The organism is Mesorhizobium intechi (assembly GCF_002879535.1).
Taxonomy (GTDB): domain Bacteria; phylum Pseudomonadota; class Alphaproteobacteria; order Rhizobiales; family Rhizobiaceae; genus Mesorhizobium; species Mesorhizobium intechi.
Window position 1 is genome coordinate 22,185 of record NZ_PNOT02000288.1, and the last position, 6,581, is coordinate 28,765.

The following is a 6,581-nucleotide window of genomic DNA, read 5'->3' on the forward strand; positions in this document are numbered from 1 at the left end:
TCCCGGAGCAATGCCGATTGTTCTCGAACTTGCCGGCGGCGGCCAAATTTCCGACAAATATCAATACTATGGCCACCCCAACTTCTCCGATGACGCGGCCCCCGGCGCATCCATGGCAGGCTCCAACTCAAGAAAACCGGTTGTTGGCATGAAGATTCGCGTCGCGCTTGTTTCCGCATTGCTGGCCGTCTCCGGCTGCACCACCTTGAGCGGCAAAGGTCCCACCGTGACGCCGACACCTGCCTTGACGCCTCCCTCAAGCGGCAAGGTCACCACGTCGATCATTTCGGCAATGGACGGCGGCCTCATCGGCGGCTCGATCGGCAACGGCCTCAGCGACGCCGAGAAGCGCAGCGCGCTCGAAGCCGAATACAAGGCGCTCGAATATACGACGAGCGGTCAGAAGGTTGCGTGGAAGGGCGATCAGGCTTCGCACTATGGCGAGGTGGTTCCGGCACAGCCCTATCGCGTCGGTTCGCAGGACTGCCGCCAGTACACGCAGACGGTGTTCACCGGCGGCGCCGGCGTCACCGCCCGCGGAACCGCGTGTCGCAATGCGGATGGCAGCTGGACGCCGCTGACCTGAGAGTTGTTACCGCCCAAAAGTGCGCAGCGGTTTTGGGACAACGACATGAACAAACAAAGACCGGACCGGCTCCGGTTGGAATCCGCCCGGTTGATGTCGATCAAGGACGCCAGGCGCGCTGACCGTCAAAGCGTCGCAGGATGCCTGAGTTGGCAGGGCAGGGCTCTGTCGTTATTGGAAGAACCATGCTGTTCTGGGTCATAGCCGCAATACTGACGCTGGGCGCGAGCCTGGCGGTGCTGCTGCCGCTGGCCGCGGGAGCCAAGGGTGCGTCGTCGAGCGGCGATCACGATCTGGAAGTCTATCGCGACCAGTTGTCGGAGCTTGACCGCGACGCCGGGCGCGGCTTGATCCAGCCGGCGGAAGCAGCCGAGGCGCGCGCTGAAATCGCGCGCCGCATCCTGCGCCTCGACAATGCCGATGCGGCCGGCAAGGCGTCGGCCCGGCCGGCTTCGGTCACGGCGCGACTTGTCGCGACCATCGCGGTGCTGGCCGTGCCGTTGGTCAGCTGGGGTGTTTACAGCCAGATCGGCTCGCCTGACTTGCCGGCGCAGCCGCTCAGCCAACGGCTGGCCAAGAACCCGGCCGACAGTTCGGTCGACGAATTGGTTGCACGGGCCGAGGCCCACCTTGCCGCCAACCCGTCCGACGGCAGGGGGTGGGACGTGCTGGGCCCGGTCTATTTGCGCATGCAGCGTTTCTCGGACGCGGTCGCCGCGTACCGCAATGCCATCCGCCTTGACGGCGACAGCGCTGTTCGCCAGGCCGGCCTCGGCGAGGCAATCGCCGGCGCGGCGGGCGGTATCGTTTCCGCCGATGCCCAGGACGCCTTCGAGGCAGCGCTGAAGCTCGATCCCGCCAATGCAAAAGCCAGCTTCTATCTGGCCATGGCCTTGGCACAGGAGGGACGCAAGAAGGAAGCGACCACGGCCTGGCAGGCGATGCTGGGCACCTTGCCGCCGGATTCGCCATGGCGCAGTGCTGTCGAGCAGGCACTGGCAAAATCCGCCAGTCCCGAAGTCGCTTCCGGCGCGGCGGTGAAGGGCCCCGATGCCGCGGATGTCGACGCCGCGTCTTCCCTGTCGCCACAGGATCGCGAAGCCATGATCAACACCATGGTCGCCGGCCTCGACGAAAAACTGCGGCAAAATCCGCGTGACCCGGAAGGATGGATGCGGCTCGTTCGTTCCTATGTCGTGCTGGGCAAGTCCGATCAGGCGCGCGAGGCGCTCGGTCGCGCCATCGCCGTCTTCGGCTCGGGCAGCGACGAAGCCAAGAAATTCACCGCCCTTGCCGCCTCGCTCGGCCTGACGGCGACGGAGTAGACGTGTCATGACACGCAAGCAGAAGCGATTGTCGGTGATTGTCGGCGGATTGGCCTTCCTGGGTGCCGCCACCGGGCTGACCTTCTACGCGCTTGGCCAGAAGGCTTCCTATTTCTACATGCCGGCCGACCTCACCACGGCCAGTGTCCAGCCCGGCCAGCGCATCAGGCTCGGCGGTTTGGTTGAAAAAGGCACCATCCAGCGCGGCCAGGGCGCGACGGTCGCCTTCTCGGTCACCGATACGCACAAATCGGTTAAGGTCACTTATACCGGCATCCTGCCCGACCTCTTCCGCGAGGAGCAGGGCGTCATCACCGAAGGCAGTTTCGGTCCGGACGGCGTCTTTGTCGCCGACAGCGTGCTTGCCAAGCATGATGAGCGCTACATGCCCAAGGAAGTGGCCGACGGGCTGAAGGCCAAAGGTGTCTGGCAGGAGAGCAAAAGTGAGTGAGGGGCATGGTTGAAACCGGACATTTCGCCCTGGTCCTGGCGTTCGCGCTTTCGCTGGTGCAGACGATCGTGCCGCTGTTCGGCGCGCGCCTCAACAACCAGCGCCTGATGGCTGTCGGCGGTCCTGTCGCGGTGACTGGTTTTGCCTTGACCGCGCTGTCCTTTTTCGCACTGGCGAGCGCCTATGCGAACTCCGATTTCTCCGTGGCGAGCGTCTGGGAAAACTCGCATTCGCTGCAGCCGATGATCTATAAGGTCACCGGAACCTGGGGCAATCACGAAGGCTCGATGCTGCTCTGGGTACTGATCCTGACCTTTTTCGGTGCTCTTGTTGCGGCTTTCGGATCCAACCTGCCGGCGACATTGCGCGCCAATGTGCTGGCCGTGCAGGGCGCTATCGGCGCTGCCTTCTTCCTGTTCATCCTGGCTACGTCCAATCCTTTCATCCGGCTCAACCCGGCGCCGATCGAGGGCCGCGACCTCAATCCGGTCCTGCAGGATCTCGGCCTAGCCATTCATCCGCCGCTGCTCTATCTCGGCTATGTCGGCTTCTCCATCTGCTTTTCCTTCTCGATCGCCGCCCTGATCGAGGGGCGCATCGACGCCTCCTGGGCGCGCTGGGTGAGGCCATGGACGCTGGTCGCCTGGATGTTCCTGACCGGCGGCATCGCCATGGGGTCGTACTGGGCCTACTACGAACTCGGCTGGGGTGGCTTCTGGTTCTGGGATCCTGTCGAGAACGCCTCCTTCATGCCGTGGCTGGCTGGCACAGCGCTGCTGCATTCGGCCATCGTCATGGAAAAGCGCTCGGCGCTGAAGATCTGGACGCTGCTGCTCGCCATCCTCACCTTTTCGCTGTCCCTGCTGGGCACCTTCCTGGTCCGCTCGGGCGTGCTCACTTCGGTGCATGCCTTCGCCACCGACCCGGCGCGCGGCGTCTTCATCCTGTGCATCCTGACGCTGTTCATCGGCGGTTCGCTGGCGCTGTTTGCGCTGCGCGCCTCGCGATTGACGGCCGGCGGCCTGTTCCATCCGATCTCGCGCGAAGGCGCGCTCGTTCTCAACAATCTGTTCCTGACCACGGCGACCGCCACGGTGCTCGTCGGCACCCTCTATCCGCTGGCGCTGGAGGCGCTCACCGGTGACAAGATTTCGGTCGGGGCACCGTTCTTCGACCTGACTTTCGGCCCATTGATGCTGCCGCTTCTGGTCCTCGTGCCGTTCGGCCCGCTGCTGGCCTGGAAGCGCGGCGACATCATCGCCGCGTCGCAGCGCCTGATGGCGGCCTTCGCCACGGCGCTGGCGGCAATGCTGGTCACCGGCCTGTTTATCGACGGCACGTCGGTGTTCGCGGCCCTCGGCATCGGCCTTGCGGTCTGGCTGATCGCCGGTGCGCTCACCGACCTTGCCGTAAAATCAGGCGTCGGATCGGTTGCGCCGGCTGTCATGCTCAGGCGCTTTGCCGGCCTGCCGCGCTCGGTCTTCGGCACGGCATTGGCCCATCTCGGGCTCGGCCTGACATTGCTCGGCATCGTCGCCACGCTCTCCTTCGGCACCGAGAAGATCCTCACCATGCGCGCCGGCGAGACGGTGGAATTATCTGGCCATACGCTGCGTTTTGTCGGGCTTTATCCGGCGCAGGGGCCAAACTACAGCGAGGACCGTGGCCGCTTCGAACTGATCGGTGTCAGCGGCAGCGCTGTCGGCGAAATCAGTTCCGCCAAGCGCTTCTATCCGGTGCGGCAGACGACGACGACGGAGTCCGGGATCAAGACCCTCGGTCTTTCCCAACTCTACATCTCGCTTGGTGACGAGGCAAAGGACGGCTCGGTCGTGGTGCGCCTGTGGTGGAAGCCGCTGGTGACGCTGATCTGGGGCGGCGGTCTGGTGATGATGGCGGGCGCGGCCATGTCGCTTATGGACAGGCGTCTGCGTGTCGGCGCGCCCTCGCGCCGGCGCAAGCAGGCGGGCGCCGAGGCGCCAGCGGTCCTGCCATGAAGGCAAGGTTTTCCGCCGCGTTGCTCGTCCTGATGCTGGCGCTCGGCTTTGCTGGCTCGGCGCTGGCGGTGAAGCCTGACGAGATGCTGGCCGATCCGGCGCTCGAGGCGCGGGCGAGGGCGCTGTCGGAAGGCCTGCGCTGCATGGTCTGTCAGAACCAGTCGATCGACGAATCCGATGCCGACCTTGCCCGCGACCTGCGCATCTTGGTGCGCCAGCGCCTCGTCGCCGGCGATACCGACCAGCAGGTCATGGACTATTTGGTTTCGCGCTACGGCGAATTCGTACTGCTGAAGCCGCGCTTCGACCTGCGCAACGCGCTGCTTTGGGGCACACCGGTCCTGTTGCTACTGGTCGGAGGCGTGTTCATCTTGCTGACCGCACGCTCGCGCCGGACGCTGGCGACAAAGACCCTGTCGGCCGACGAGCAGGCGGCATTGGACGCTATCCTGCACCGCGACTGATGGCTGCCATCGCCGGCCAACATTACCAAAGTTTCATGTGTCGGAAATGGCGCTGTAATGTGCGTCGCTCTAATTCTCCTTGCCTGAGGATGCCGATCAAGGCGCGTCCCTTTGAAAGAGGATACGAGACCCCATGAATGTTGCCCCCAATTCATATTCCCGCACCCGCAAGCGTCTCCTGGCTGCAGCCGCTTCCATCGCCGTTGCCGGCGCTATCGGCGTTGGCGCGCTGACCAGCGGAACCAGCCCCGTTCTGGCCGATGCCGTACGCGTCGAGGCGCCGCAGGTGCAGGGCTTCGCCGATGTCGTCGAGCGCGTTTCGCCCGCCGTGGTCAGCGTCAAGGTGAAGGCCAAGATCCAGCCGACCGCCGATGATGGCTCCGGTGACCAGGACGGCTTCGACAATCTTCCCAACAATCCGCAACTGCGCCGCTTCTTCAAGGAATTTCGCGGCTTTGGCGATCAGGGCGGCCAGAATGACGAAGGCCACCGCCGCTTTGGCCACCGCGACCGCGGCAATGACCAGCCGCGCCCGGTGGCGCAGGGCTCCGGCTTCTTCATTTCGGAGGACGGCTACCTCGTCACCAACAACCACGTCGTCGAAGAAGGCACCGCCTTCACCGTGGTGACCAATGACGGCAAGGAATTCGACGCCAAGCTGGTCGGCACCGACCCGCGCACTGACCTCGCCGTCCTCAAGGTCGAAGGTGGCGACAAGTTCACCTATGTCGACTTCGCCGATGATTCCAAGGTTCGCGTCGGCGACTGGGTCGTGGCCGTCGGCAATCCGTTCGGCCTCGGCGGCACCGTCACGGCAGGCATCGTGTCGGCGCGCGGCCGTGATATCGGCGCCGGCCCCTACGACGATTTCCTCCAGATCGACGCCTCGGTCAACCGCGGCAATTCGGGTGGCCCGACCTTCAACCTCAATGGCCAGGTCGTCGGCATCAACACGGCGATCTTCTCGCCCTCGGGCGGCAGTGTCGGCATCGCCTTCGACATCCCTGCCTCGACCGCCAAACAGGTTGTCGAGGACCTGATGAAGAGCGGCGCGGTGCAGCGCGGCTGGCTCGGCGTCGAAATCCAGCCGGTCACCTCCGACATCGCTGAATCGCTCGGCCTGAAGTCCAACAATGGTGCGTTGGTGTCGAGCGCCCAGGACGATGGCCCCGGCAAGAAAGCCGGCATCACGGCTGGCGACGTCATCACCCAGGTCGACGGCAAGGATGTTGCCTCGCCGAAGGAACTCGCCCGCCTGATCGGCGCCTATTCGCCCGGCAAGTCGGTCGACGTCACCGTCTGGCGCGACGGCAAGAGCCAGGCGATCAAGGTCGATCTCGGCAAGCTGCCGGCCAGCGACAAGCAGGCCTCGAACGACCAGCAGCAGCAGCCCGCGGCTCCGGCAAAGCCTGATACGCTGGCCGATCTCGGCCTCACTGTCACGAAGTCCGAAAACGGCAAGGGCCTTGTGGTGACCGATGTCGATCCCGACAGCGCCGCCGCCGACCGCGGCATCCAGCCGGGAGACATCATCACCGCGGTCAATTCGAACGAGGTGAATGGCACCGAGGATGTCACCAAGGCGATGACCGACGCCGTGAAGTCCGGCCGCAAGGCGGTGCTGATGCAGGTCACCCGCGACAACAACAACCGTTTCGTCGCGCTGCCCGTCGCCAAGGGCTGACAACGACTTTTCCGGTGCGGCGGTATCAAACACCCCCGAGCCGCCGCATGGGAAAGCATGGAGCCGGGTACGTT

6 protein-coding genes are annotated in these 6,581 nt (G+C 64.7%); all 6 read left to right on the forward strand.

Features of this window, described 5'->3' with window-relative positions; all coding sequences use genetic code 11:
* The first annotated feature begins 148 nt into the window (after window positions 1–148).
* The 6 genes from C1D09_RS24885 to C1D09_RS24910 all read left to right on the forward strand — a co-directional run bounded on the left by C1D09_RS24885 (window position 149) and on the right by C1D09_RS24910 (window position 6,507).
* Window positions 149–586, forward strand: coding sequence for a hypothetical protein (locus C1D09_RS24885; RefSeq protein ID WP_143976739.1), 438 nt, complete (start codon window positions 149–151; stop codon window positions 584–586).
* A 185-nt stretch (window positions 587–771) separates the two neighbouring features.
* The gene (gene ccmI / locus C1D09_RS24890) at window positions 772–1,911 is read left to right on the forward strand and encodes a c-type cytochrome biogenesis protein CcmI (protein WP_143976740.1); all 1,140 of its coding nucleotides are present in this window, start codon (window positions 772–774) and stop codon (window positions 1,909–1,911) included.
* A gap of 7 nt (window positions 1,912–1,918) precedes the next feature.
* Window positions 1,919–2,362, forward strand: a complete 444-nt coding sequence (gene ccmE / locus C1D09_RS24895) for a cytochrome c maturation protein CcmE (protein WP_010915048.1) — start codon at window positions 1,919–1,921, stop codon at window positions 2,360–2,362.
* 5 nt (window positions 2,363–2,367) lie between these two features.
* The gene (locus C1D09_RS24900; RefSeq protein WP_143976741.1) at window positions 2,368–4,359 is read left to right on the forward strand and encodes a heme lyase CcmF/NrfE family subunit; all 1,992 of its coding nucleotides are present in this window, start codon (window positions 2,368–2,370) and stop codon (window positions 4,357–4,359) included.
* Window positions 4,356–4,823: a cytochrome c-type biogenesis protein gene (locus C1D09_RS24905; protein ID WP_143976742.1), complete on the forward strand. Its 468-nt coding sequence runs from the start codon at window positions 4,356–4,358 to the stop codon at window positions 4,821–4,823. The genes C1D09_RS24900 and C1D09_RS24905 overlap by 4 nt, the downstream gene beginning before the upstream one ends.
* Before the next feature lie 133 nt (window positions 4,824–4,956).
* The gene (locus C1D09_RS24910; RefSeq protein WP_143976743.1) at window positions 4,957–6,507 is read left to right on the forward strand and encodes a Do family serine endopeptidase; all 1,551 of its coding nucleotides are present in this window, start codon (window positions 4,957–4,959) and stop codon (window positions 6,505–6,507) included.
* The last annotated feature ends 74 nt before the right edge of the window (window positions 6,508–6,581 follow it).

What these genes read in the sequence shown, in the direction of transcription:
- C1D09_RS24885 (WP_143976739.1), top strand. Translation starts at nt 149, where the DNA reads ATGAAGATTCGCGTCGCGCTTGTTTCCGCATTGCTGGCCGTCTCCGGC.
- ccmI (WP_143976740.1), top strand. Translation starts at nt 772, where the DNA reads ATGCTGTTCTGGGTCATAGCCGCAATACTGACGCTGGGCGCGAGCCTG.
- ccmE (WP_010915048.1), top strand. Translation starts at nt 1,919, where the DNA reads ATGACACGCAAGCAGAAGCGATTGTCGGTGATTGTCGGCGGATTGGCC.
- C1D09_RS24900 (WP_143976741.1), top strand. Translation starts at nt 2,368, where the DNA reads ATGGTTGAAACCGGACATTTCGCCCTGGTCCTGGCGTTCGCGCTTTCG.
- C1D09_RS24905 (WP_143976742.1), top strand. Translation starts at nt 4,356, where the DNA reads ATGAAGGCAAGGTTTTCCGCCGCGTTGCTCGTCCTGATGCTGGCGCTC.
- C1D09_RS24910 (WP_143976743.1), top strand. Translation starts at nt 4,957, where the DNA reads ATGAATGTTGCCCCCAATTCATATTCCCGCACCCGCAAGCGTCTCCTG.